The sequence below is a fragment of the Halomonas sp. 5021 genome (assembly GCF_036663435.1).
Lineage (GTDB): Bacteria > Pseudomonadota > Gammaproteobacteria > Pseudomonadales > Halomonadaceae > Vreelandella > Vreelandella janggokensis.
In genome coordinates this window covers 123,425-147,627 of record NZ_JAXOVU010000006.1, presented here as the reverse complement: position 1 = coordinate 147,627, position 24,203 = coordinate 123,425, and the positions used below count along the sequence as shown (strand labels likewise).

Below are 24,203 nucleotides of genomic sequence, written 5' to 3'. Positions count from 1 at the left end.
CAGTATTAATCACGGTGTCTCCTGGGGCTTCTTGGCAAAGGTCAGCTTTCGCCGTGCCGCCACGCGAGGGGTCTCGGGGAGTTCGCGCTCGCCGGTCCATTCGCCGGAAAAGGCCAGCAGGTTTGGCCCCAGCGGCTCTTTGGGCAACGCAAACCGCTCGTCATAGATCGAGTCGACAAAGTGCAGCCCACAGGCCGGCGCGGTGACATCGCCCATCTTGCGGTTCTTGAGCGCCAGCAGCCGTTCGATATAGTCCTCGTCCTGGGCGCCGCGACCCACGCTTGCCAGGGCACCGGCAATGTTGCGAATCATGTGGTGCAGGAAGGCATTGCCCTGGATATCGATCATGACCAGCGGGCCAAACCGTTTGACGTCGATAAAGTGCATTTGTCGCCACGGCGTTTTCGACTGGCAGCCCGCCGCGCGGAAACTCGAGAAATCATGCTCCCCCACCAGCGCCTGCGCGGCTCTGTGCATGGCGTCGGCATCCAGGGGATCGCGGCACCAGGTGACGTTGTGTCGTTCCAGTACCGGGCGACTTATCTGATTCAGCAACAGGTAACGGTAACGGCGCCCCAGCGCACCCAGCCGCGAGTGAAAATCGTCGGATACCGGCTTGACCCAGCGAACCGACACATCACGCGGCAGGTAGGTATTCGCACCAAACACCCAGGCCTTTTCCGAGCGCTGGGCAGGTGGATCCAGGTGGATGATCTGCCGGGTGGCATGCACGCCTGAGTCGGTTCGCCCGCTGGCATGGATCTGCACAGGCGCACCGGCCACTTTGCTCAGCGCGTCTTCCACCGATGCCTGCACCGAGGCGGCGTGCTTGAGTCGCTGAAAACCGCAAAAGCGCGTGCCATCGTATTCGATGCCCATCGCCAGGCGGCCGGTTAACAGTTGTGTCTCATCAAAATGGTAAAACAGCGTCATCGCCTCTTATCAACATTGCCGGGGGAGGAAGGCGCGCTATTATCGCGAGGAGTGGGCGCAAATGCCACCTCTTCAATCTCCCACTCCTGCTCTTGCTCTTGCTCCCGAGTAGCGGCAGACGCAGGCGCCGTCGATGGCGCCGCTGGCTTGCCTTCAAAATCCACGGTGGGCTGCATGGGCGTTTCTTCCCGGACCGCGCTTTCCGAGGCAAGCGTAGGCGGCTCATAATCGATAATCCACGCCCCCTCATCGCCCGGGACCGTTGTCGACTGGCTGGGTTCAGACATCGGCTCGTTGTTCACCTTGCTAGCCCCCATTGACGAAAGCATGGCCGACACAGCCTCAGGATCGGCGGGCGGCGCCAGCCATAGCGACGGCTTATGCCCGCCAGAGGTGACCTTTAACGCCAAACGCCGCTCGCCCCCCATCTCGACCAGCCCGGCCGCCTGGGTACGGGCCATGGTCGAGCGATCAAAGGGCGTCTCGTCCTTGGTATATTCCCCGTCGGTAGGGTTGGGTGGCGCCTGGCTCGCCGCCTCGCTTGCCGCGGGTGGATCCATCGCTTCTGGCGTCACCGCTGGTGCATCGTCATAAGATGCTGCCGGTGCTACCGAGGGAGACACGCGAGGCTTGCCAGCGGTCGATGGTGCAGGCTGTTGGGGGGCCTTTGCGCCCGCCGTCGACATGGTCGGCGGCGCTTCCCACTGCTGGCGACGGCGACGCATCACCACCCACAATACCACCAGCAGAACCAGCGCGAGCAGCAGCAGCCACCTCTGATAGTCGCTGACGCGTTCCATGAAAGACGGCCGTTCGGTTCCCGGCGACGACGGCGTGGGCACCGCTTGCTGCGCTGCCAGGGTTTGATTCAGCCGATCCACCTCGTCGCGAAGCGCTGAGATTTCCTCGCGCATATCCTCAAGCGCCTGCTGGAACCGCGGGCTGGGCTCAGCTTCACCGGAAGGCGCCGGTGATGACGAGGCGGACGGTGATGTCGCATTCGTCGCCGCATTGGCTAGCACTCGCGCCGCACTGAGGGCAGTCGCCTCGACGGAGGGGGCTTGCTGCGAGGCTGCCTGAGCCTCTTGCGCAGGCTCGCTTGCGGCTGGACCGGCGTCAGTGGTCGTGGCGTTATCTGCATCGACCTCGGGCATCGCCACCGGCGCCGGGCCATTTTCGTCGCGGCGCTGCCAGGCCGCGTTCATTGCCCGGATGGTTTCGGCGGCCTGATCCGCCGAACGCGCCATCACCCGCGACTCATCGGGTAACGTCAGCCGCTGAGCGGCACGCATTTCGTGGATATTACCCGAGGGAAAGGCGCTGGGGTTGGCTTCAAGCAGCGCCAGCATCATCTGCTGGACGCTGGCCTGTGCGGGCTTGGTGCGCGCCGCAACGCTCCATAGCGTATCGCCGCTGCGTACGTACGCGTCGCCCTGGGCGGTCTCAGGGTTTTGCGGCGCGGCGGGGGCATTGTTCTCGGCGGCAGGTTGAGGGGCTACTGATGCCGCCGGTTGATCGACAGCGCTGTAGTCAGGAGGATCAAACAGCAACGTAATGGCCTGGGACTGCCGGCCATCGGGGGATGCCACGGTCAGCAGCAGGTCCAGCCAAGGCGACGTAATGGGCTGGTTACTGGTCAACATCACCACGGGCTGCCCCTGGCGCTCCTGAATGCTGGCCTGGACGCCCCCCGCCATCGGTGTCCATTCAACCCCCGCGTCGGCAAAGGCATCCTGACCGGCGACGCTGACCTCAATCGCTGACGTCGAATACGCGTCGCCATCCACAAGCGGCAGCATGGCCTGCAACGGGGCCTCTAACCGGGACTGAACCTGGGCAGGCCCCAACTCAAGCGCCCAGCTAATTGACCCCACCATGCTTAGCCAAAGCCCTACGGCCAACGCGCCTAGCTGTTTCATGGATGCCCCTGTTACCAATTTAACTTTTTATATAACTCGCCACTTCATTGTGCGGCAGTTTCATACTTTTTTACCACAGTGGCATTTTTACCATAGTACCGTCTTTTTGGGACAAAATCCGCGCGCATAAAAAAACGGGAAGCGTTTGATTCGCTCCCCGTTTTTGTCCGCTTGGGAGGCGGCTTTGGCCTCGGCGGAAACTTACTGCTCGCGCAGGATCATCAACATGCGCTTGAGCGGTTCAGCCGCGCCCCACAGTAGTTGGTCACCAACGCTGAAGGCCGAGAGATACTCACCGCCCATTTGCAGCTTGCGCAGACGGCCAACCGGCACTTGCAGCGTGCCTGTCGCCGCCGCAGGCGTTAAGCCTTCGTTGGTGGCGTCTTTCTCGTTGGGAATCAGCTTGACCCACTCGTTGTGCTTGGCAATGCGGTCTTCGATCTCGTCCAGCGGCACGTCCTGCTTCAGCTTGATGGTGAACGCCTGGCTGTGCGAGCGCATGGCACCGATGCGTACGCAAAGGCCATCGATGGGGATCGGGTTGTTGTCGAGACCCAGAATCTTGTTGGTCTCAACGCTACCCTTCCACTCTTCGCGGCTTTGGCCGTTATCCAGTTTGCTGTCGATCCACGGCAACAGGCTACCGGCCAAGGGCGCACCGAAGTTCTCGGTGGGGAAGTTGCCGCTACGCATGGCCGCCGTCACTTTGCGATCGATATCCAGAATCGCGCTGGAGGTGTCTTTCAGTTCTTCGCCGACGCTATCGTGCAGCGTACCCATCTGGTTGAGCAGCTCACGCATGTGCTTGGCACCTGAGCCAGACGCTGCCTGATAGGTCATGGACGTCATCCACTCGATCATATCGGCTTCAAACAGACCGCCCAGCCCCATCAGCATCAGGCTCACGGTGCAGTTGCCGCCGACGAAGGTCTTGGCGCCCTTGGCCAGCTGTGCGTCGATCACGCCACGGTTGACCGGGTCCAGCACGATGGTCGCTTCATCTTCCATGCGCAGCGTGCTGGCCGCATCGATCCAGTAGCCTTTCCAGCCTGCACTGCGCAGGTCCTTGTAAACCGGCTTGGTGTAGTCGCCGCCCTGACAGGTTACCACCACATCCAGCGCCTTGAGCGCCTCGATATCAAAGGCGTCTTTCAGCGGAGGGACGTCCACACCGATGTCGGGGCCGGGCTGGCCAACCTGGGAAGTGGTGAAGAACACCGGCTCAATGCCGTTGAAATCACCATCTTCCTGCATGCGCTGCATCAGCACCGAGCCGACCATGCCGCGCCATCCCACGAAACCGACTTTCAACATCTGAAGTCCTCCTGCAAAGAATGAGTAATTGCATTATACACGATTCTTCATGGTGATTTTATAAGCGCAAAACCGAGGGTTTCACTGCTTGGCAAACGCCGCCAGCACGGCATCGCCCATGGCGTCGGTGCCAATGGTCTGCATGCCTTCAGAGGCAATATCCGCGGTGCGCAGGCCGTCATCCAGCACGCTGCCTACGGCGGCTTCGATACGCTCGGCCATGGCGTTTTCACCCAGCGAGTAGCGCAGCATCATGGCCACAGAGAGCATCATCGCCAGCGGGTTGGCAATGTTTTTACCGGCGATATCCGGTGCACTGCCGTGGCAGGGCTCGTACATGCCCTGCCCGCTTTCATTGAGCGAAGCAGAAGGCAACATACCAATGGACCCCGTTAGCATGGCAGCAGCGTCGGAGAGAATATCGCCGAACATGTTGCCGGTCACCACCACGTCAAACTGCTTGGGCGCACGCACCAGCTGCATGGCGGCGTTATCCACGTACATGTGCGACAGCTCAACGTCCGGGTACTCCGGTGCCAGCCGCTCCATGACCTCACGCCACAGAATCGTCACTTCCAGCACGTTGGCTTTATCCACCGAGCAAAGCTTCTTGCCCCGCTTCTGGGCCATTTCAAAGGCCACGCGACCGATACGCTCGATCTCGCTTTCGGAATATACGTAGGTATTAAAGCCTACCCGCTCGCCGTTGCGCTCTTCGATGCCGCGGGGCTGGCCGAAGTAGATGCCGCCGGTCAGCTCGCGGACAATCATGATATCAAGCCCAGCCACCAGTTCAGGTTTCAGGCTCGAGGCGCTGGCAAGCTGGGGGTACAGCATGGCCGGGCGCAGATTGCCGAACAGCCCCAGGTTTTTGCGCAGACCCAGCAGGCCTTTTTCGGGCCGCTTGGATAGATCTTCGATCTTGTCCCACTTGGGGCCACCCACTGCTCCAAGCAGGATGGCGCTTGCGGCTTTGGCTTTATCCAGCGTCTGCTCAGGCAATGGATCGCCGTGGGCATCGTAGGCGGCGCCGCCAACCAGCGCTTCATCTACCTCGATATCCAGCCCGGCGTCCTGGCAGGCTTTCAGCAGGCGCGCTGCCTGGGCAGCAATTTCGGGGCCGATACCATCACCGGGCAGTAATAAAACCTTGTGTGTCATGCAGCTTCCTTAGCATTTGATACGCGCAATCGCAGGAATTTACTCGGCAAGGTCAGGTATACGCGAGGGCGCTGTGAACCCATCCATGGGCGCTACTTTCGCCATCCATGGCGAAAAACCCTCGCTCCAACCTGACCTTGTCCCAGCTTAGTCGTAGTTAACTCAGGCAGGCTGGCGGAACAACCAAGGCCGTGCCTGGCGATGGCTTTCCTCAAAGCGTCGAATGGCGTCTTCGTCTTTCAAGGTCAGGCCAATATCATCCAGGCCTTCCAGCAGGCAGTGCTTGCGGAACTCATCGACCTCGAACTCAAGAATTTCGCCGCGATGGGTAATCACGCGCTGATTCTCCAGGTCCACGTCCATGCGGTAGCCTTCTTTCGCTTCCACTTCATCGAACAGGCGATCGATCGTGTCTTCGTCGAGCGTGATGAGCAGGATGCCGTTTTTGAAGGCGTTATTATAGAAAATATCGGCGAAGCTGGGCGCCACCACCACCTTGAAGCCAAAGTCTTCCAGCGCCCAGGGGGCATGCTCGCGGGAGCTGCCGCAACCGAAATTACGCCGCGTCAGCAGTATTTCGGCCCCCTGGTAACGTGGCTTGTTCAACACGAAATCGGGATTCAGCGGCCGCTGCGAGCAATCCTGCCCTGGCTCGCCTTCATCCAGGTAGCGTAGCTCGTCAAACAGATTGACCCCGAAACCGGTCCGCTTGATCGACTTCAGAAACTGCTTCGGGATGATCAGATCGGTGTCCACGTTGGCGCGATCAAGAGGCGCGACGACGCCTTCAAAACGTTCAAACTTTTTCATGGCTTAGGCCTCCTGAGCGTGGGTTGCGTCGTTCGCGGGCAAGGTACGCACATCGACAAAGTGGCCGGCAATCGCCGCCGCTGCCGCCATGGCGGGGCTCACCAGGTGAGTGCGACCGCCGTAGCCCTGGCGCCCTTCAAAGTTGCGGTTGGAGGTCGAGGCACAGTGCTCGCCCGCCCCCAGTTTGTCGGCGTTCATCGCCAGGCACATGGAGCAACCCGGTTCGCGCCATTCAAAGCCCGCCTCGATGAATATCTTGTCCAGGCCTTCCTCTTCCGCCTGGCGCTTCACCAAACCGGAGCCGGGCACCACCATGGCCAACTTGATGGAGTCGGCGATTTTATTGCCCTTCGCCACCTTGGCGGCTTCGCGCAGATCTTCAATGCGCGCATTGGTGCAGGAACCGATGAAGATCTTGTCCAGCTTGATATCGGTAATTTTCTGGTTAGCCTGCAGGCCCATGTACTCAAGCGCACGGGTGTGGCTGCGCTGCACGGTTTCATCCGGCGCGGCGTTGGGGTCGGGCACCTGGCCGGAAATACCGGTGACCATTTCAGGGCTGGTGCCCCAGCTCACCTGGGGTTCGATGTCTTCGGCTTTCAGGGTCACCACGTTGTCGAAGACGGCATCCGGGTCGGAAACCAGGTTGCGCCAGTCTGCCACGGCGGCTTCCCACTGCTCGCCGGTCGGCGAGTAGGGGCGGTTGCCGATGTAGTCAATCGTGGTGTCGTCCACGGCAATCATGCCGACTCGCGCACCCGCCTCAATGGCCATGTTGCACACGGTCATGCGGCCTTCCATGGACAGCGACTCGATGGCGCTACCGGCAAACTCGATGGCATAGCCGGTACCGCCCGCCGTGCCAATCTTGCCGATAATCGCCAGCACCACGTCTTTCGCGGTCACGCCCAGGCCCAGCTCGCCTTCAACCCGCACCTGCATATTCTTCATCTTCTGGGTCAGCAGGCACTGGGTCGCCAGTACGTGCTCGACTTCCGAGGTGCCGATGCCGTGGGCCAGCGCACCAAAAGCACCATGGGTGGCGGTGTGAGAATCGCCGCAGACGACGGTCATGCCTGGCAGGGTTGCGCCCTGCTCCGGCCCGACCACATGGACGATGCCCTGGCGCGGGTCGTTGATGCCGAACTCGGTGATGCCGTATTCGACGCAGTTATCGTCGAGGGTTTGAACCTGGATCAACGACACCGGGTCTTTGATACCGCTGTTACCCTGAGAACGCTCGATCAGCGTAGTCGGCACGTTATGGTCAGTGGTCGCGAGGTTGGTATCCAGGCGCCATGGCTTGCGGTTCGCCAAACGCAATCCCTCAAAGGCCTGGGGCGAGGTCACTTCGTGGAGCATATGGCGGTCGATATAGATCAACGCGGTGCCGTCATCGCGCTGCTTGACCAGATGCTGATTCCACAATTTGTCGTAAAGCGTTTGACCTGACATGTGCTTCTCCCGGGCTAGGCCCTGCTAGTTCATAGCGGCAGCTTTTTGGCGCTGCTTTTTTAACGTGTGGTAGGAGTGTCACGCGGCTCGAAGATAAAAGCAATTCATGTTATTCATAGTTTAGATTCCAAACTGGAATACAAGACACTTTGCCAAGTGGATACACGACGCGATGGACACCCAAAGCCTTCAAGCCTTTTTGGCCGTAGCCGACACACAAAGTTTCTCCCGGGCGGCTGAACAGCTTCACCTGACCCAACCGGCGGTGAGCAAACGCATTGCCACCCTGGAATCTCAGGTAGACGCACGGCTATTTGACCGCATTGGCCGACGCATCGCGTTAACCGAGGCGGGTAGCGTGCTTCTCCCCCAGGCCAGGCAAATTCTGTTCACGGTAGAAGACAGCCGCCGGGCGCTCGCCAACCTGTCCGGCCAGGTGGGTGGGCCGCTGACGCTCGCGACCAGCCACCATATTGGTCTGCACCGTTTGCCGCCGGTATTAAAGCAGTATACCCAGCGCCACCCGGCGGTGGCGCTGGACCTGCACTTTCTTGATTCGGAATTTGCCTATCAGGGCGTGCGCGATGGCTCGCTGGAAATGGGCGTGGTCACCCTGGCGCCCCACCCCGTGGAGCAACTGCATGTCGTGGAGCTCTGGCGTGACCGGCTGTGCTTTGTTTGCGCGACCGACCACCCGCTCGCCGCCCAGCAACGCGTGCTGTCACTCGCCGACCTGTGCCAACACAACTGCGTGATGCCAGGGGCCAGAACCTTTACCGGCTCGCTGATCGCCCAACGGTTTGAACAAGCGGGGCTTGAACTGCCGGTGAGCATGGCGACCAACTACCTGGAAACGCTCAAGATGATGTGCAGCGTCGGGCTCGGCTGGAGCCTGCTGCCCGAAAAGATGATCGACCACGATCTGGTGGAGCTCAAGGTTGCCACCGCCCCGCTCCACCGCCCGCTGGGTTATCTGGTTCACAACAACCGCACGCTCTCCAACGCCGCGCGCATGATGATTGAAGAGCTAGAAGCCACTAGAGAAAACCAAACGACATAATACAAAGCATCGCAACTGGGTCATAACCTGCTTGCTGCAGCTGATATTTTTTTAATAATAAAAACAAAGCGATTATGTTCATCATCAATATTTTCAATCAAGAATATGAGAGGTGATCGTATTAGATAAAGATGAATTTTCTCGCCTTTTTTACTGACGAGAATCCTTTTCAAGTTAACGTTTTTGTTTAGTAGTTACTTAACGATACTTCGATACACTGGCAGGCATAATTGAGCACAAAAATGTGCCCATTAGTTTCCAGGGTAGGAATATCAACATGCACCGTCGTCCCAGCACCCTACTGCCAATTTGCCTCCTAGCCTGCCTGACTACCGGTTTGGCGCATGGCCAAACCGACACCGATGCACAACGCGAAGCACTGGTTATCCAGGCACGCCAAGGGCAGCTGGCGTCTTCAATCGATGGTCTAAAGACGCTCTATTACCAAACACGCGATGCTCGTGTTCGCGAAGATTTAGTGGCACTGCTGGTGCGTGCCGCTCGCCATCAGGAGGCATTAGCCGTTTGCTCCTGGTGCGAAACAGAAAATTACACTGACTCCGAACTTGCCAACCTGGGCGCAGCTGCCCGTAGTGAAGGTGATTATGAGCAGGCATTGGAGCTATTTCGTACACTCAGCTATCGTGACCCGTCAAACGCACAAGGCTGGCTTGGCCAAGCCTTGGTACATACCGACATGGGTAGCTATACCCTGGCGGAAATCTCCCTGCAACAATACAACCAAGTGGCTGGCACCACCACAGCCGGGCTGGAGGCAAAAGGTTACTTGGCAGCGGGCACCGCGAATGCGATGCAAGAGCTGGATGCCCGCCAGGCACTGGTTGCGCAAGACCCAAGCAATACAAGTGAACTACAAGCGCTCTACCGACTGGCCGTTGGCCTTGGTGCCAGCGCAGCGGCGCGCCGTATCATGCAGTCAAACCCGGATGTATTCTCTGGAAGTGACCGACTTTGGCTGACCTATTATGAAGGCGTGACGGATATACGCCTCGGCATCCACACAGATCAACACTCGAGAACCCGTAACGGCCTGGAGCAGTTGAATAGCGTACTCAGTAGCCCAGACGCACCTGAGGAGCTTGTCACCATTACGGAATACGACAAGGTAGTGGCCCTGGCCCAATTGAGGCGTTTCCCCGAAGCGGTAGCGCTCGCCGAAAGGCTTGAAAACCAGCATGGCCAGTTACCAAGTTATGTGGATCGCGCCAGAGCTCACGCCCTGAATGGCATGGGTCGTCCCAAAGAAGCTATCAGCCTTTACGAACACCTGATACGGCAGTCACCCGAGCAGGCGACCAACCCCGATGATCCCCTCAATGGAGGGCTTTTTTACAGTTACGCCGATGCGCAACGCTTCCGGGATGCTGATCGCCTGTTGGAAGAGTGGATCGCAAGCGAGCCCGAAAAGCGCCTGGATTTCACCAGAACAACACGAATAGAGAATCCCAACTACCAGAAAGTCTTGTTGCTTGGCGTGCTGCTCGATAATTGGCGTGGCCGTACAGACGAGGCCAGCGAACGCCTGGCCGCTTATCAGAACCAGGCACCTGAGGATCCTTATCTTTGGTTGATGAAAGGCGATATAGAACGTGATAGAGGCTGGCCCAGAAAAGCTGAGGCATCTTTTCAGCAGGCCCTCCCTTTACTGCCCCCAGAACGACAGGACTCCGCCCGTCACGGCGTACTGCTTTCACGATTGCAGCGCGGTCAGTGGAAAGGCACCACCACCGACATCGCCCGAGAAATCGAAGAAGCCCCACCAAGCGTTACACGGGATGACCTGGAACGAGAATGGCGCGAACTGCGCGCCCCTCAGTTAAGCTCCTCATTCGAGCGTAGCGAGGGACAAGGAAGCGGCACCCAAGCTTCGCGTGAGTGGACCTATGAAGTGCTGTTTGAAGGGCCCCGCAACGCGAATGGCTCTCGCCCCTTCGCTCAACGAATCGGCCAGTTCGGCGAGTTTGATGACGAGAATCTCTACGCGTCTTACAACATAGCTGGCTACGAATGGAACCTGCACCCGGCCACGGTCACCCTGGCCGCAGGTCATGGGTCACAGCTTAATGAAGATTTCCTTGCGCTTGCCGAACTGCGCTACGCCGCGTCGGACCATATCACTGCAACAGTAGGCGTTGAACTCAACACCACCGATACCCCACTACGAGCGCTGCGCGACGACATTAATGCCGACCGCTACCGTGGTGAACTGGCCTACCGTCGCAACGAGCGCGGTGCAGGTGCCATCGGTGTAATGGCTACCGATTTTGACGACAGCAACCTTCGGCAATCTGTTTATGGCTACTGGAATCAGACGCTTTATCGTCTGGATCGCTGGCAACTCAACGGCGAAGTGCAGATATCCGCGTCACGCAATGATGAAGTTGAAGCCAGCTATTTCAATCCGCGCCGCGATGCCAGCCTCGCGGGTGTGCTGTCTCTCGATTACGAGACACCACTCGATTATCGCCAGTCCTTCATTCAGTCGTTTTCTCTCGGTTCAGGCCGTTACTGGCAAGAGGATTACGACAGTGAGAACACCTGGTCGATTGGCTACCAACACAGTTGGGAGCTAACCCCTACCGTAAATTTCGAGTACGGCATTACCCGCGAAAGAGCCGTCTACGACGGTGTACCTGAGTACGACAACGTTATTTCAGCCGGCTTTGTATGGAGATTCCTATGACACTCTGGCGCATCATTGTGATGGGCGCAGTTATGATAGCAATGGTGGGTATTCAACAAGCCCAGGCAGCCCGGACGCCGAATGATTACGTGGTAATCAGTTACCACGATATTGTCGATACCAGCGTCACCCCCAACCTTGATATCTATTCGCAGACCATTACCCGCAACCGATTGATTGAGCATTTTAATTTAATCGATGTAGGCGGCTATAACCCGGTGAGTTTGCAACAGATCATTGATGCCAAGGCGGGCAAGCAACCCCTGCCGGAAAAAGCCGTGCTGCTGACCTTCGATGATGGTTATCGCAGCTTCTACGATATCGTCTTCCCGCTACTCAGACTGTATGGCTTCCCCGCCGTGCAAGCCGTGGTCGGCAGTTGGCTGGATGTGCCTGACGGCGGCCGGGTGCCCTACGGCAACACCACCCTGCCCCGGGAACGTTTTTTGTCATGGGAGCAGGTTAAAAACCTGGACGAGTCGCCGCTGGTGGAAATAGCCTCGCATTCCTACGACCTTCACTACGGGGTTGTCGGCAACCCTATGGGCAACGAACAAGCCGCCGCAGTCACCAGCATTTGGAACGCACGCAACGGCTATGAAAGTGAAACGGCTTATCTTGAGCGGATACGCAACGATATGTTGCGAACCCAGCAGCGTTTTCAGGAGCAGGTGGGGCAAAGCCCGCGCATCATGGTCTGGCCCTACGGTGCCTATAGCCAAGCAACGCTCAGTATCGCAGCTGAATACGGCATGGACTACACATTCAGCCTTCTAAGCGCCCCCAACCGCCTTAGCGACACCATGCGCACCATGAACCGCTATCTCATCGATCAGGAAACCAGTCTGCAAACCATCGAAGAGATTCTCTCCAACCGAGTATGGGAGCCAGAAAAGCTCCGCATTGTGCACGTTGACCTGGACTACGTGTATGACCCGGATCCTACCCAACAGGCACAAAACCTCGACAGGCTGATCGAGCGCATTGCTGCGTACGGCGTTAGCACCGTTTACCTTCAGGCCTTTGCAGACCCTGATGGCGACGGCGTTGCCGATGCCCTCTACTTTCCTAACCGCCATTTACCGGTCAGGGCAGATCTTTTCAATCGCGTTGCGTGGCAGTTGAAGAAACGTGCCAATGTGAAAGTGTACGCCTGGATGCCGGTGCTGTCCTTCGACCTGGGGAGCGGCTACCAGTATGTCACCGATGTAACAACCGGGCGCGAATCCACCGATCACTACCTCCGCCTCTCGCCTTATGTAGATAAGAACCGCAGCACGATTCGTGAAATCTATCAGGATCTCGGCCGGCTGACCAAGTTCGATGGCCTGCTCTTCCACGATGATGCCTTCTTGACTGACTTTGAAGACGCCAACCCAGAAGCCCTTGCCGCTTATGAGCGCGCTTCGTTACCGGGGGATATCAACGCCATACGCAACAATGATGACTTGATGTCGGCCTGGGCTCGCTTTAAGACAGAGTATCTCACCGATTTCACGCTAGAGCTTGAGCAGGCCGCTAATTACTATCGCCAAGCCGACAACGTAGTCTTTACCACCGCTCGTAACCTCTATGCCAAGACGGTGATGGAACCGAGTAGCCAGCAATGGTTTGCTCAAGATCCCCGCGACTTCGCCAGCGGCTACGACTATGTGGCCGTCATGGCCATGCCTTATATGGAAGAAGCCGAGAACCCCGATGCGTGGTTAAGAAGCCTTGCCCAGCGATCGCTTTCGCAGGTGAGCGCCGACCAGCTGGTCTTCGAGCTTCAGGCGCAGAACTGGCGTACCCAGACGCCCATTCCCAGCGAGGAGATAGCGCAGTGGGTACGCATACTCCGCGAAGAAGGCATCAAGCACATTGGTTACTACCCTGATGACTTTCACCAAAACCATCCTGATCTCAATACCATGAGGCCGGTCTTTTCCATCGGACGCCGGTTCAGGGCAATCCAATGAACCTACTAGATTACCTAGCCATCTTTACCCTCGGCTATCCCAGCCTGATGGCCACTATATGGATCTGCGGCGGCCTTTACTTCTATTGGCACTGGGAACTCAAGCAGCCCTGGCCAGCGACGTTCGAGTGGGACGAAACCGCCCCCACCGTCACGGTTCTCCTGCCCTGTTATAACGAGGAAGCAAATGTAGAAGAGACGATTCATCACCTCTTCAAACAGAACTATCCGAAAATGGAGGTCATCGCCATTAATGATGGCAGCCTCGATGATACCGCCAACCGATTAAATGGATTATCGCTAATATACCCAGCGTTAACGGTGCTACATCAAGCCAATGAAGGTAAAGCAAGCGCCATGAACCATGGCTTGAGCAAGGCCAATGGCGAGATTATCGTCGGGATCGATGGCGACGCCATACTCGACTACGACGCCATTGGCTATATGGTAGGCCACTTCATTAGCAGCCCTAACGTTAGCGGCGTGACCGGCAATCCCCGGGTGAGGACTCGCTCTACTGCCATTGGGAAAATTCAAACCGGCGAGTTTTCCGCCATTATCGGCCTGATCAAACGCGCCCAGCGCATCTATGGAATGGTGTTCACCATTTCCGGCGTTATCTGCGCCTTTCGGCGTAAGGCACTGGAGGAGATTGGTGGCTGGAATACCGACATGGTCACCGAAGATATTGACGTTAGCTGGCGGCTGCAGCTAGCAGGCGGGCAAGTACGCTACGAGCCCAGAGCCCTCTGCTGGGTGCTGATGCCCGAGACATTGCGAGGGTTATTCAAGCAGCGGTTACGTTGGGCTCAAGGGGGTGGCGAGGTTTTTCTACGTTACTTCCCTCAGACGATTCGCTGGGATAATCGCCGGTTCTGGCTGCTCATGCTGGAATACACCATCAGCGTCATATGGTGCTACTCAGTCATTACCTTATTGCTCGTATGGATGGTTTCTCAGCTTGTCGCCCCCATCGCATGGCCCATCACGGCCCATCTGCTTTCCTATTTCGGCAGCATCCTGATCGCCCTTAGCTTTATCCAATTTACCGTCAGTTTTCATATTGATAGCCGTTACGACGAAGATATATTCCGCTGCATTTACTGGATGATCTGGTACCCCTTCGCCTATTGGATTCTCAATATGACCACCGTTGTTATCGCCTTCCCCAAAGCCCTATTACGGCAAAAGGGAAGGCACGCCACATGGACCAGCCCTGACAGAGGAGAGCATTTTAATGAAAAATAAACTAGTGCCTGTCATCATCGCCAGACCCAACCAAAAAGGCTGGGGATACCGATCCCGTGACGGCCTCATCGCCCTTACCGCCTTGGCACTATGGGCGCTTGTGATCGCAAAACTGATTGTTTTTTTTATTCTGAATGATGCAACCCTTGAGCACCTTTACGGTTCCATCATGCTTAAATTAGTGTTGGCAGGTTTTGCGGTGACCTTTTTGACGTTTCACTGCTGGGCGCTATATAACCGATATTTGTACACTGGCCACCTGAAACGCCAATTGCACCACGACCAACAGCTAACGTCTGACGTGCATGAAGAAACGAGGAGCCAGACCGAAAGCGAAACCACTCTGCAAGCGCAGGAAAAAAGTGGAGCGCCTGCTCAAGCAGTTAACTAGCATTCTTAAAACCTCCATTCAGGCCAATAGACGGCCTGAATGGAAAACATTACATGCAACTAGGCTGCTTTCTTCCTAGTAGAATCGATACTAGTAAATTCTCCTCAGCCCAATAGTGGTGTTCAACGCTAATCGCCAAAATAGGCCTGGTAGTTCACTTTCAACAACGAACTGTCCTGCCCCATCGACATCAAAAAAATTCTCATCTTGCGGTTACCCTCAATCCAGGTCACGCTGGCTTTTCGCATGATACCTGCCTTGGTGGTTTCGGCATCCGCTTCTTCCCCATATTGCTCGCGCAGGTCGTTCGTCAGCGCCTCCACCAGCCCCAGATTGGTCTCGAAATCTCGCGCGTCGTCCAGCTTGAAGGTGACCTGGGTAAGTTGGCCGTTCATGAAGTAAAACTGCTGGGTAAATATTTCACCAGCGAGCGCCACATCATCCTTACGCACTTCTTCTATCGCCGTGGTGGCAAGGCGACCACCATCCTCTACCCGGTAGGCCCCATCCACCGCGTGCAACACCTCCTCTACCGTCATCCCGGCGTTGGTCGGCCCCCAAAGCTGCCCTGCAAAGGCAAGGTTGGGCAACAGTAGCAAGAGCATGATGCCCGTGATTAATGTCCGCATTAGTGATCCTCCATGAGTTTTGTTGTTGGTATTCTGACTAAACGCCTTTGCAGGCCCCATCGATTGACTGGGTGACAGGGAAGCGCCTCAGGCATCTTCCTGGCGGCAGGGTCAGCTATTGCCTGCTTGTTCACAGCGCTGATCCATGCAAATAGCCGGGTGCTCGTTGCCTGGCTTACCGACGACTCGCGCCGGGACGCCGACGACCGTTGTACGCGGCGGCACATCCTGAAGCACCACGCTGCCTGCTCCCACCTTGGAGCCAGCGCCTATGCGGATATTGCCAAGCACTTTGACCCCCGCCGACAGCAGGACGCCACTCTCAACCTTGGGGTGCCGATCCCCTTCTTCTTTCCCCGTGCCACCTAGCGTTACGCCCTGAAGCATGGACACGTTGTCGCCAACCACCGCCGTCTCACCGATGACGACGCCATTGCCATGGTCGATGAAGATGCCATCACCCAAGACGGCAGCAGGGTTGATATCCACAGCAAACACTTCGGAGACCCGGCTCTGCAGATAGAGCGCCAGAGACCGCCGCCCTTTCATCCAGAACCAGTGGGACACCCGATACGCCTGCAAGGAGTGAAACCCCTTGTGATTCAGAAAAGGATTCGCCAGGCCATGCGCCGCCGGGTCACGGTCAGCGGCCGCCGCCAGGTCATTGCGGATCGCCTTCCTGATATCGGGGGAATCAGCGAAGGCTTGAGAAATCACCTCCCGGAGGCTCATGGCCGGGAGATCAGGGGAGGAAAGCTTGCCTGCAAGCAGGTAGGACAGCGAATCTTCCAGCTCGCAATGGTTGATCACCGTCGCATGCAGGTAGCTCGCCAGGATCGGCTCTGACCCTGCCAGAGCGCGTACCTCTTCACGCAATGTCTGCCAGGTAGCGTCTTCGATCTGCACGTGATTTAACCTCCTGATGCCTAAAACTGACGTATTTCGGATCCTCGATGGCCTGGCAAGGGCAATAGCGTCGGCCAGCCTTCAAGTTCTTCCAATGTATCGAAGACGTATTCCTTCGAATGGCTAGGTGAGGCCGTCTTGAACGGCTCAACCATCTGAAAGCAGGCGTGAATGCCTTGCCTTTCGAATACGTACTTCCCTTTATATTTCAGCGCCTAACTGAGCCAGATACTGTTTCATAAAGGCGGTTCTCTTTTCCGCCTCTTCCCTGGCTGAGTGAGTGTTCATGGTTTCAGCAATTCTAAGTAGCTTTGTATAGAAGTGATCAACCGTATTAGCACGGTCATTGGGCGCACGAGCTTCACAGAACGGGTCCTCCGGGTCATACAGCCCCACCCCTAAACGGGTGCTCACCTGAAGGCACCTTGCAATCCCGATAGCCCCAAGCGCATCCAGCCTATCGGCGTCTTGTACAATCTGTGCTTCTATCGTTTGAGGATATACATTCGCACTGAAACTATGCGCGATGATCGCATGCCCTATGTCGCTGTGATACTCAGGCGGATAATCGATGGCCGCCAGAAAATCCAACGCTTTTTCGGAGGCGATAAAAGAACTCCGAGCCCTGTCGGGGTGATTCTTGGGGAATGAAAAGCAATCATGTAAATACGCGGCCGGCAAAACCACTTCAAGTTTCGCCCCTTCTATTGCACATAACGATTTGGCGGTTTTAACGACTCTCATTACATGATTCAAATCATGCGCCGGGTCTTGCTCCATTTCAGCGTTAATGAAGCTGATGAACTGGTGTTCATAATGCTCTACCACGCTACATCCTTATTCGTCATGAACCGTTAATGCCTGCACTTGTCAGGCACGTCGATTAACCGGTGAGAATCTCAGGCTCACATCCGACGTCAAAATTCACGGAATTGGCAATAAAGCAGAACGAATGCGCTTTATCGTGGAGGGATGTCGCAAGCTCGCTGTCGTCAGCCGCCCCGATTCGGATGCGTGGCTTCAGCGTCACGCTCTCGAAATAGCCACTGCCATTGGTCGTCTCGATCATTCGACCCGTGGCGTTGTCTATGTACTCCGTTACCGTAATGCCAGCGTTGGCACACAGATGCAGATACCAAAGCATATGGCATGCCGAGAGCGAGCTTAGCAATAGCTCTTCCGGGTTATAACGGGACGAGTCGCCCAGGAAGGCGGGATCTGCCGAGCCGAATATCGTCGGTTTACTGTCGCACGTTATCTCGTGGTCACGCGAGAAGGCGCGATAATGTTTGGTACCTTCGCCTGAATTCCCAGTCCAGACAACGGTAGCGGCATAATCGTGCCGACCTTTTTCTGGCATTGATGCTGCCCTCTTCAGAAATGACCCGCCTCATCGCTTAAACGGAGACGCACCCGTCGATTGGTCTTTATCCACCATACTGGGCGAACACTTCTTCGCCGGTCAGCTGCTTGGTTTTTTCTGCCAACGAATAATAGCGCGGCTTTTGGTCGATGAATATTTGCTCGGTTATTTGCCAATCATCCGAGTCATCAATAAGACCCACGGGAAGCGCGTAATGACCATCCTGCTTTAAGCGATAGAAGAGATGAGTGCCACATTGCTGGCAGAAACCACGCTCGGCCCATTCTGAAGAACTAAAGATGGAAATATGCTCGGTACCTTGGAAGTCCACATCACCGGCAAACTCAACCGCAAACATCGGGCCGCCACCCCACTTTCTACACATTGAGCAGTGACAAACGCCGACATGGTGGCTGTTGGTGGTAACAGTGACGCTGACCATACCGCACAGGCAGGCCCCCTGACGCTGTGTAGTAGATGCCATCTTGGTCTCCTTCAGTTGTGCTTCCATCAAATCTGGTTTCCCCACCGCTAGCCCGCTGGATCGATGGTCAAGCGTTGAGACAATCCGTCGTGGAGTGTTTGCCGGGCCGCTTCATCGAATAAAACAAAGCGGATCAGGCTCACTTTGTGCAAGGTGGGCAGTATGGCTTCAAGGGTCGTCGCGCACACTTGTGCGGCCTGCTCCGCCGGGTAGCCAAAGGCACCAGTGGAGAGCGCCGGAAAGGCCAGCCGCTCAATGCCGTACTCGTCAGCCAGTGTCAGCGCATTACGGTAGCAGTCTGCCAGCAGTTGATCCTCGGGCTTGTCCACGCCATACACCGGGCCCAGACAATGAATCACCCACCGGTTAGGCAGGTTATGACCGCCGGTGAGTACCGCCTGGCCCGGGGCGATAGGCGCCATCGGCCGCCCCTCTTCCGCCAAGCCTGGCCCGGCAGCGCGATGAAGCGCTCCGGCGACACCACCGCCGGTTCTCAGTTGCGCATTGGCCGCATTGACCACGGCATCAACATCGGGCTGTTGGGCAATATCGCCCACCACGCACTGCACGCTGATGCGGTTGTCGCTCATAGGCTCCTCCGTCCGTTGTCACGTATCATGCAGGCTCTAGTGGTGCTGAGCCTTGGTGACTGCGGCAAATACTGAAAGTGTAGACTGAAAAAGCGCTTTGGTTCATGCATTGCCCTTTATGACCGCACTGGCTGCGCGAATCGCATAAATCGCGGTGCAAGCCTTGTTATTCGTTACTACATCGGGTTCTTTATATGCCGCCCTGCATATCGATGACTATGAGAGCTATCTGTTTGTGCATTATATTTTTATGCGCCATGGCTTTGCGGCGTACCCGTGCGCTAGCTTAGGCGCATCGGAAAACAGCTACTGGTTAAGCTGCTTCGAAGTCCAGGGGATGAATGCCATCCAGGTTGACCGTATTGCGGGCCACCCAAAGATCGTACATATCCTGCATTGCCAACCAGCTCTCAGGAGTGCGCCCGAGCACCTTGGATAGCCGCAAGGACATTTCCGGGCTAATACCACTAGCCCCTTTGAGAAGCCGAGACAACGTAGAGGGCGAGACGCCCAGGTTGGACGCAAGCTGGCGGGAGCTGATACCGAAAGGCTCCAAGTAAACCTCTCGGATGAACTCACCGGGATGTGGGGGATTATGCATAGTCATCAGTGATAATCCTCATAATCAAGAATGTAGGCGTTGCCGTCTTGAAATTCGAACGTCATGCGCCAGTTTCCGTTCACCCGAATCGACCACCGCCCTTTTCTTTACCCTTCAATAGATGAAGCCGAAAACCGGGGATGTCCATGTCTTCCACCGAAGTCGCTGTATCCAGGGCAGCCAGCTGCATGCGCAGCTTCTTGGCGTGGTCAGGCTGTATGCCTGACGTGTTGCCAGTCGAGTAAAACCGCTTCAGTCCTTTGTGACGGAATGATTTAATCATGTGGAGATCTTAGCATGTTGCGCATCACGCAATAACAGAGCTTAACGCCCGGCTCACGCGCCTGTTTGGAGCCGCGAAGCGGCGGAAAAACGGTCGCTGTGCAGCCGATTGTTAGCGTCCCGCAATTTTGGCAGCCTCATCTTCAGAAAGGTCAATATTATCAGTGAGCCATCGCTGAAAAATGGCCGGTTGACCATAGAGACCTTTTAAGGCTACTTCAATTGGAGGGACCTCTTGACCAACAACAAACTTTCCCCAAAGTTCTCCTTGATCGTATATCGCGGGGGTGCGCACACCCCGCTGAAAAACGCGCTACTCAGTCTGGCAACTCACGCAATCTTGGCAGTGGCCTGTATGTATCAGCACTTCTGCCAGAGCGAATTTGGGCTTGAGAATTTGATCCACGCCGGCGCACGCGGATGAATCCTGGCAAGAAGGGGCCTCTCCATGCCGACGAAACGGCACGCTGGCTGTCACTTAACAAGACTTTCTGGGAAACACTCGCTCGCAGAGGAAATCGACCAGTGCCCGTACCTTGGGCGAAGGGTGCTTGCTCGCTGGCCACAGCACGTGGAACTCGCCGCTGCGCTCTACATGGTCGGCCAGGACGAGTTTCAGCCGACCATCGGCCAATGGCTCACGAATGGCGAAGTCCGGCAGGTAGGCGATCCCCAGCCCTCGCAGAGCAAAGCACACGCGGGTCTCGATGTTGTTGCAGATCATCGAGGTGGGCAGCTGCAGTGGTGGTGCACCAGGTTCCTGTCGCAATGCCCAGGTCTCCAACTTTCCGCTGTTGGGGAAGCGGTAGTGCAGGCAGCTGTGGTGCAGAAGGTCGGCAGGAACTTGGGGGGTGCCGCGCTGTTCCAGGTAGTCAGGTGAGGCGACCAGCACCGAGCCGAAGCGGCCCAAGCGTCGCGCCGTGAGGCGAGAGTCGGCCGGCTCCCCCGTGCGTACCACCGCGTCGAACCCTTCCTCGATCACATCGACCATCCGGTCGGTGAAATCCAGATCCAACTCGATCTCCGGGTACTCGCGCATGAACTCGCCGAGTACCGGCAGGATGAGCGAGCTGACCAGCGGCAGGCTCACCCGCAGGCGCCCGCGCGGTGCTACGGTGGCTTGCGCCAGTTCCAGTTCCGCCGCTTCGATCTCGGCCAGGATGCGGCGGCTGCGCTCAAGGAAAAGCGTGCCCTCAGCCGTGAGTGTGATGCTACGTGTGCTGCGGTGAAACAGCCGCACCCCGAGCTTCTTTTCCAGGCGTGCCACGCTCTTGCCAACGGCCGAGGCCGAGATACCCAGCAGCCGGCCGGCGGCGACGAAACTTCGCGTCTCGGCCACCTGCACGAACACCACGAAGCCATTCAGGCTATCCATGATCGGCTCCTTTTGCCATTGCGGATAAATCGTTCCGCATAGCAAGGAACTGTAGCCTACTTTTTCTTTAATCGATAACTTTCTATCGTCGTGGCATTGCCCATTGAAAGGAGGTCTTTGCCATGACGACGCTTCAATCTTTCCCGCGCCAGGGTGTTCCCCCCGCGCACTTACCAGTCCCTCTCCAAGCCCCTATCCAGGCCGTTGTGCAGCAGGTGCTTGACGACCGGCGGCTGGTCGGTGCTGTCATCCTCGTAGCGCGTGACGGCGCGCTGATCCACCAGCAGGCTGCTGGTTTTGCTGACCGCGAAAGCGCGCGGCCGATGACCCTCGAGACGGTGTTCCGGCTGGCCTCGGTGAGCAAGCCCATTGTCGCCACGGCGGCCCTGGCGCTTGTCGCGCAAGGCCGGCTCGACCTGGACGAGGGAATCGAGCGCTGGCTGCCAGAATTCCAACCCCGGATGGCCGATGGCCACTCAGCCCGCATCACCGTACGGCAACTGCTCAGCCATACCGCTGGTCTTGGCTATCGCTTTTTCGAGGCCGACACGACGGGCCCCTACGCCCGGGCCGGGGTGTCGGACGGTATGGATGCGTCCGGCATCAGCCTAGAGGAGAACCTGCGCCGCCTTGCCAGCGTGCCGCTGCTGTTTGAGCCGGGCACGGCTTGGGGCTACTCATTGGCGACGGACGTGCTGGGCGCGTTGATCGCACGGGTTCACGGTACGTCGCTGGACGAGGCGGTACGCCAACGGGTGACGGGGCCGCTAGGCATGGTCGATACCGGCTTCGTCGCCCTTGATCCCCAGCGCGTGGCAACCGCCTATGTGAACGACACGCCCCAGCCCCATCGGCTCGCCGAGGGCGAGACGGTGTCGGCCTTCGAGGGTGCCGTGGGTATCACTTACAGCCCATCCCGCCTCTTCGATCCGCAGGCCTTTCCTTCAGGCGGCGCCGGTATGGCGGGGACGGCGCCAGATCTGCTGCGCCTACTGGAAACCTTACGCCAGGGGGGCGGTACGCTTCTGCCCAGTGAATGGGTCGCAGAGATGGCGCGGGATCAAACGGCGGGGCGGGAGTTGCCCGATGCGCCGGGCTTCGGTTTCGGACTGGGGTTCTCGGTGTTGCGTGACCCGGTGCTGGCCGCCTCCCCGGAATCAGCAGGCACCTGGCGTTGGGGTGGCGCCTACGGGCACTCCTGGTTCGTCGATCGGGCCCAGGGTCTGAGCGTCGTGGCCTTCACCAACACGTTGTACGAGGGCATGTGCGGCCGCTTCGTCACCGACCTGCGCGATGCCGTGTATCGCGCGCTGGAGGTGCAGTGATGACAACCCCAACGACGCGAATGAGCGCTACGACCGATGACCGTCTGCCGCTGGCCTCGTTGCTGGCCCTGGCGATGGCCGCCTTTATCACCATCCTCACCGAAGCGCTGCCGGCCGGATTGCTGCCTCAGATGGCGCAGGGCCTGTCGGTGTCCGAGGGCTGGGTCGGGCAGACCGTGACCATCTACGCCATCGGTTCGCTGGTGGCGGCGATTCCGCTGACCGTCGCCACCCAGGGCATGCGCCGCCGGCCGCTGCTGCTGGCGGCCATCGCCGGTTTCGTCGTCGCCAATAGCGTCACGGCCCTCTCCGGCAGCTATGGGCTGACGATGGTGGCGCGCTTCCTGGCGGGGGTGTCAGCGGGGTTGGTGTGGGCGCTGCTGGCGGGCTATGCCGCACGCATGGTGCCCGAGCACCAGAAGGGGCGCGCCATCGCGATTGCGATGGTCGGCACACCGTTGGCGCTGTCGCTGGGCGTGCCAGCGGGCACCTTTCTGGGCCAACTGGTGGGTTGGCGGATGTGCTTCGGTATCATGAGTGGGTTGGCGCTGCTGCTGATGGTGTGGGTGCGCTTCAAGGTGCCGGACTTCGCCGGACGGGCGGCGGGCAAACGGGTGCCCCTGCGCCATGTGTTCACCCTGGCGGGCGTTCGTCCGGTGCTGTTCGCGGTATTGGCCTTCGTGCTGGCCCACAACATCCTCTATACCTACATTGCGCCGTTCCTGACGGCGGCGGATATGGTCGAACGGACGGATCTGATCCTGCTGGTGTTTGGCGCGTCGTCCCTGCTGGGTATCTGGGTTGTCGGCGTGCTGATCGACCACCACCTGCGCGCACTGACGCTCGCCAGCACGCTGCTGTTCGGCCTGGCCGCGCTGGCACTTGGCGTGGCGGGCAACGCGCCGACGGTGGTGTATGTGGCGGTGGCTACCTGGGGCCTGGCCTTCGGCGGTTCGGCGGTTCGGCGGTTCGGCGGTTCGGCGGTTCGGCGACACTGTTTCAGACCGCTATCGTCAAGACGGCCGGAGAGGCGGCCGACGTTGCACAATCGATGCTGGTCACTGCCTGGAACACGGCGATTGCCGGTGGCGGCCTCGTCGGCGGCGTGTTGCTCGAATGGCTGGGCGTCGGCGCGTTTGCACCGGCCTTGCTGGTATTGCTGGCGGCGACGCTGGGGGTGGTATTGGGAGCCAGGCGGCATGGTTTTCCGGCGCCGGCGGGTTTGGCCGGGTCATAGCGGGATGTCCCACCAGGCGGCAGCCTATTTCTGCGCTGCGATACACGTGGCTGACCGCCTGACTCTGGATCATTTTGCCCTCGGGGCCCGAGTCTCAGACAACGCCGCCGGGACGTCCACCGTCCGTTCCGCGTAGATCCGAAGTGCGGCCGATGCAAAGCACGTTCATCCGCAGCTCGACGCCTCATACTGCCCCCGGATCACTGAATCCAGCATGGTCACCGGCGCCCCCTTGTCGCAGCCCGTACACATGAATGCCGCTCACTCTAGGATCTTCCCGACCGAAACTGCCCGGCGATCATCGCGACTCGTGCGCCGTAGCATGCGAGCCACACGGGATTTACTTCATCGTCGCGCCAGGCTCGTTCGTCATGGTGCGGATCTCAAAGCGCATGTTGTCAACACCACGAGTCAGTACAACCTGCCACCCAACAAGGTCAATTTGAAAAAGGAGAAGCC

Annotated in this window: 21 protein-coding genes and 2 pseudogenes; 8 read left to right on the top strand and 15 right to left on the bottom strand. The window is 58.1% G+C overall.

Annotated elements, in window-relative coordinates; genetic code table 11:
• Positions 1 to 9: 9 nt before the first annotated feature.
• The 6 genes from truA to leuC all read right to left on the bottom strand — a co-directional run bounded on the left by truA (position 10) and on the right by leuC (position 7,592).
• Positions 10 to 933 carry a tRNA pseudouridine(38-40) synthase TruA gene (gene truA / locus R3F64_RS11740; RefSeq protein ID WP_332611611.1) on the bottom strand — a complete coding sequence of 308 codons (924 nt, stop codon included), beginning with the start codon at positions 931 to 933 and terminating at the stop codon, positions 10 to 12.
• Positions 930 to 2,852 carry a type IV pilus assembly protein FimV gene (locus R3F64_RS11735; RefSeq protein WP_332611609.1) on the bottom strand — a complete coding sequence of 641 codons (1,923 nt, stop codon included), beginning with the start codon at positions 2,850 to 2,852 and terminating at the stop codon, positions 930 to 932. Before R3F64_RS11735 ends, truA begins: the two co-directional genes overlap by 4 nt.
• 201 nt (positions 2,853 to 3,053) lie before the next feature.
• Positions 3,054 to 4,166: an aspartate-semialdehyde dehydrogenase gene (gene asd / locus R3F64_RS11730; protein WP_085919314.1), complete on the bottom strand. Its 1,113-nt coding sequence runs from the start codon at positions 4,164 to 4,166 to the stop codon at positions 3,054 to 3,056.
• 81 nt (positions 4,167 to 4,247) lie between these two features.
• Positions 4,248 to 5,327 carry a 3-isopropylmalate dehydrogenase gene (leuB, locus tag R3F64_RS11725; protein ID WP_332611607.1) on the bottom strand — a complete coding sequence of 360 codons (1,080 nt, stop codon included), beginning with the start codon at positions 5,325 to 5,327 and terminating at the stop codon, positions 4,248 to 4,250.
• 162 nt (positions 5,328 to 5,489) lie between these two features.
• Positions 5,490 to 6,137: a 3-isopropylmalate dehydratase small subunit gene (leuD, locus tag R3F64_RS11720; protein ID WP_066315245.1), complete on the bottom strand. Its 648-nt coding sequence runs from the start codon at positions 6,135 to 6,137 to the stop codon at positions 5,490 to 5,492.
• A 3-nt stretch (positions 6,138 to 6,140) separates the two neighbouring features.
• Positions 6,141 to 7,592 (bottom strand): 3-isopropylmalate dehydratase large subunit, encoded by a 1,452-nt coding sequence (leuC, locus tag R3F64_RS11715; RefSeq protein WP_085919311.1) that lies wholly within the window; start codon positions 7,590 to 7,592, stop codon positions 6,141 to 6,143.
• A 172-nt stretch (positions 7,593 to 7,764) separates the two neighbouring features.
• Here leuC and R3F64_RS11710 point away from each other — a divergent pair, with 172 nt between their 5' ends.
• The 5 genes from R3F64_RS11710 to R3F64_RS11690 all read left to right on the top strand — a co-directional run bounded on the left by R3F64_RS11710 (position 7,765) and on the right by R3F64_RS11690 (position 14,952).
• Positions 7,765 to 8,652 (top strand): LysR family transcriptional regulator, encoded by an 888-nt coding sequence (locus R3F64_RS11710; RefSeq protein WP_332611605.1) that lies wholly within the window; start codon positions 7,765 to 7,767, stop codon positions 8,650 to 8,652.
• A 277-nt stretch (positions 8,653 to 8,929) separates the two neighbouring features.
• Complete coding sequence (pgaA, locus tag R3F64_RS11705) at positions 8,930 to 11,356, top strand: poly-beta-1,6 N-acetyl-D-glucosamine export porin PgaA (RefSeq protein WP_332611602.1); 2,427 nt, start codon at positions 8,930 to 8,932, stop codon at positions 11,354 to 11,356.
• Positions 11,353 to 13,314, top strand: a complete 1,962-nt coding sequence (gene pgaB / locus R3F64_RS11700) for a poly-beta-1,6-N-acetyl-D-glucosamine N-deacetylase PgaB (RefSeq protein WP_332611600.1) — start codon at positions 11,353 to 11,355, stop codon at positions 13,312 to 13,314. The genes pgaA and pgaB overlap by 4 nt, the downstream gene beginning before the upstream one ends.
• Entirely contained in the window at positions 13,311 to 14,561 is a 1,251-nt protein-coding gene (pgaC, locus tag R3F64_RS11695) for a poly-beta-1,6-N-acetyl-D-glucosamine synthase (RefSeq protein ID WP_332611598.1), read from the top strand. The genes pgaB and pgaC overlap by 4 nt, the downstream gene beginning before the upstream one ends.
• A complete protein-coding gene (locus R3F64_RS11690) occupies positions 14,551 to 14,952 on the top strand; it encodes a hypothetical protein (protein WP_332611596.1) in 402 nt (133 codons plus the stop codon). Before pgaC ends, R3F64_RS11690 begins: the two co-directional genes overlap by 11 nt.
• 128 nt (positions 14,953 to 15,080) lie before the next feature.
• On the opposite strand, the gene R3F64_RS11685 is transcribed toward R3F64_RS11690, so the two are convergent.
• The 9 genes and pseudogenes from R3F64_RS11685 to R3F64_RS11645 all read right to left on the bottom strand — a co-directional run bounded on the left by R3F64_RS11685 (position 15,081) and on the right by R3F64_RS11645 (position 21,182).
• On the bottom strand, positions 15,081 to 15,581 hold the full coding sequence (locus R3F64_RS11685; protein WP_332611594.1) for a hypothetical protein: 501 nt from the start codon (positions 15,579 to 15,581) through the stop codon (positions 15,081 to 15,083).
• A gap of 111 nt (positions 15,582 to 15,692) precedes the next feature.
• The gene (gene cysE / locus R3F64_RS11680) at positions 15,693 to 16,487 is read right to left on the bottom strand and encodes a serine O-acetyltransferase (protein ID WP_085919308.1); all 795 of its coding nucleotides are present in this window, start codon (positions 16,485 to 16,487) and stop codon (positions 15,693 to 15,695) included.
• 201 nt (positions 16,488 to 16,688) lie between these two features.
• Positions 16,689 to 17,315, bottom strand: a complete 627-nt coding sequence (locus R3F64_RS11675) for an HD domain-containing protein (RefSeq protein WP_332611592.1) — start codon at positions 17,313 to 17,315, stop codon at positions 16,689 to 16,691.
• A gap of 55 nt (positions 17,316 to 17,370) precedes the next feature.
• Complete coding sequence (locus R3F64_RS11670) at positions 17,371 to 17,847, bottom strand: OsmC family protein (RefSeq protein ID WP_332611590.1); 477 nt, start codon at positions 17,845 to 17,847, stop codon at positions 17,371 to 17,373.
• 67 nt (positions 17,848 to 17,914) lie between these two features.
• Positions 17,915 to 18,334: a GFA family protein gene (locus R3F64_RS11665; RefSeq protein ID WP_332611588.1), complete on the bottom strand. Its 420-nt coding sequence runs from the start codon at positions 18,332 to 18,334 to the stop codon at positions 17,915 to 17,917.
• 47 nt (positions 18,335 to 18,381) lie between these two features.
• On the bottom strand, positions 18,382 to 18,924 hold the full coding sequence (locus R3F64_RS11660; protein ID WP_332611586.1) for a macro domain-containing protein: 543 nt from the start codon (positions 18,922 to 18,924) through the stop codon (positions 18,382 to 18,384).
• Positions 18,925 to 19,237: 313 nt separating this feature from the next.
• Complete coding sequence (locus R3F64_RS11655; RefSeq protein ID WP_089706819.1) at positions 19,238 to 19,531, bottom strand: HigA family addiction module antitoxin; 294 nt, start codon at positions 19,529 to 19,531, stop codon at positions 19,238 to 19,240.
• Positions 19,531 to 19,808, bottom strand: a pseudogene (locus R3F64_RS11650) (type II toxin-antitoxin system RelE/ParE family toxin). The gene R3F64_RS11655 and the pseudogene R3F64_RS11650 overlap by 1 nt, the downstream one beginning before the upstream one ends.
• Positions 19,809 to 20,285: 477 nt before the next feature.
• Entirely contained in the window at positions 20,286 to 21,182 is an 897-nt protein-coding gene (locus tag R3F64_RS11645; protein WP_332611582.1) for a LysR family transcriptional regulator, read from the bottom strand.
• A gap of 122 nt (positions 21,183 to 21,304) precedes the next feature.
• Here R3F64_RS11645 and R3F64_RS11640 point away from each other — a divergent pair, with 122 nt between their 5' ends.
• The 3 genes and pseudogenes from R3F64_RS11640 to R3F64_RS11630 form a co-directional block, all read left to right on the top strand.
• Positions 21,305 to 22,507, top strand: a complete 1,203-nt coding sequence (locus tag R3F64_RS11640) for a serine hydrolase domain-containing protein (protein WP_332611580.1) — start codon at positions 21,305 to 21,307, stop codon at positions 22,505 to 22,507.
• On the top strand, positions 22,507 to 23,880 hold the full coding sequence (locus R3F64_RS11635; RefSeq protein WP_332611578.1) for an MFS transporter: 1,374 nt from the start codon (positions 22,507 to 22,509) through the stop codon (positions 23,878 to 23,880). Before R3F64_RS11640 ends, R3F64_RS11635 begins: the two co-directional genes overlap by 1 nt.
• 186 nt (positions 23,881 to 24,066) lie before the next feature.
• A pseudogene (locus tag R3F64_RS11630) lies at positions 24,067 to 24,192 on the top strand (IS110 family transposase); the annotation flags it as partial.
• Positions 24,193 to 24,203: the final 11 nt, after the last annotated feature.

Bases quoted from the DNA above. Each gene is read 5' to 3' on its own strand.
- leuC (WP_085919311.1), bottom strand. From the start codon at position 7,592: ATGTCAGGTCAAACGCTTTACGACAAATTGTGGAATCAGCATCTGGTC.
- R3F64_RS11640 (WP_332611580.1), top strand. From the start codon at position 21,305: ATGACGACGCTTCAATCTTTCCCGCGCCAGGGTGTTCCCCCCGCGCAC.
- R3F64_RS11710 (WP_332611605.1), top strand. From the start codon at position 7,765: ATGGACACCCAAAGCCTTCAAGCCTTTTTGGCCGTAGCCGACACACAA.
- asd (WP_085919314.1), bottom strand. From the start codon at position 4,166: ATGTTGAAAGTCGGTTTCGTGGGATGGCGCGGCATGGTCGGCTCGGTG.
- R3F64_RS11690 (WP_332611596.1), top strand. From the start codon at position 14,551: ATGAAAAATAAACTAGTGCCTGTCATCATCGCCAGACCCAACCAAAAA.
- R3F64_RS11685 (WP_332611594.1), bottom strand. From the start codon at position 15,581: ATGCGGACATTAATCACGGGCATCATGCTCTTGCTACTGTTGCCCAAC.
- leuD (WP_066315245.1), bottom strand. From the start codon at position 6,137: ATGAAAAAGTTTGAACGTTTTGAAGGCGTCGTCGCGCCTCTTGATCGC.
- pgaC (WP_332611598.1), top strand. From the start codon at position 13,311: ATGAACCTACTAGATTACCTAGCCATCTTTACCCTCGGCTATCCCAGC.
- leuB (WP_332611607.1), bottom strand. From the start codon at position 5,327: ATGACACACAAGGTTTTATTACTGCCCGGTGATGGTATCGGCCCCGAA.
- R3F64_RS11655 (WP_089706819.1), bottom strand. From the start codon at position 19,531: ATGACTATGCATAATCCCCCACATCCCGGTGAGTTCATCCGAGAGGTT.
- truA (WP_332611611.1), bottom strand. From the start codon at position 933: ATGACGCTGTTTTACCATTTTGATGAGACACAACTGTTAACCGGCCGC.
- R3F64_RS11665 (WP_332611588.1), bottom strand. From the start codon at position 18,334: ATGGCATCTACTACACAGCGTCAGGGGGCCTGCCTGTGCGGTATGGTC.
- R3F64_RS11670 (WP_332611590.1), bottom strand. From the start codon at position 17,847: ATGCCAGAAAAAGGTCGGCACGATTATGCCGCTACCGTTGTCTGGACT.
- R3F64_RS11735 (WP_332611609.1), bottom strand. From the start codon at position 2,852: ATGAAACAGCTAGGCGCGTTGGCCGTAGGGCTTTGGCTAAGCATGGTG.
- R3F64_RS11660 (WP_332611586.1), bottom strand. From the start codon at position 18,924: ATGAGCGACAACCGCATCAGCGTGCAGTGCGTGGTGGGCGATATTGCC.
- R3F64_RS11645 (WP_332611582.1), bottom strand. From the start codon at position 21,182: ATGGATAGCCTGAATGGCTTCGTGGTGTTCGTGCAGGTGGCCGAGACG.
- R3F64_RS11635 (WP_332611578.1), top strand. From the start codon at position 22,507: ATGACAACCCCAACGACGCGAATGAGCGCTACGACCGATGACCGTCTG.
- pgaA (WP_332611602.1), top strand. From the start codon at position 8,930: ATGCACCGTCGTCCCAGCACCCTACTGCCAATTTGCCTCCTAGCCTGC.
- pgaB (WP_332611600.1), top strand. From the start codon at position 11,353: ATGACACTCTGGCGCATCATTGTGATGGGCGCAGTTATGATAGCAATG.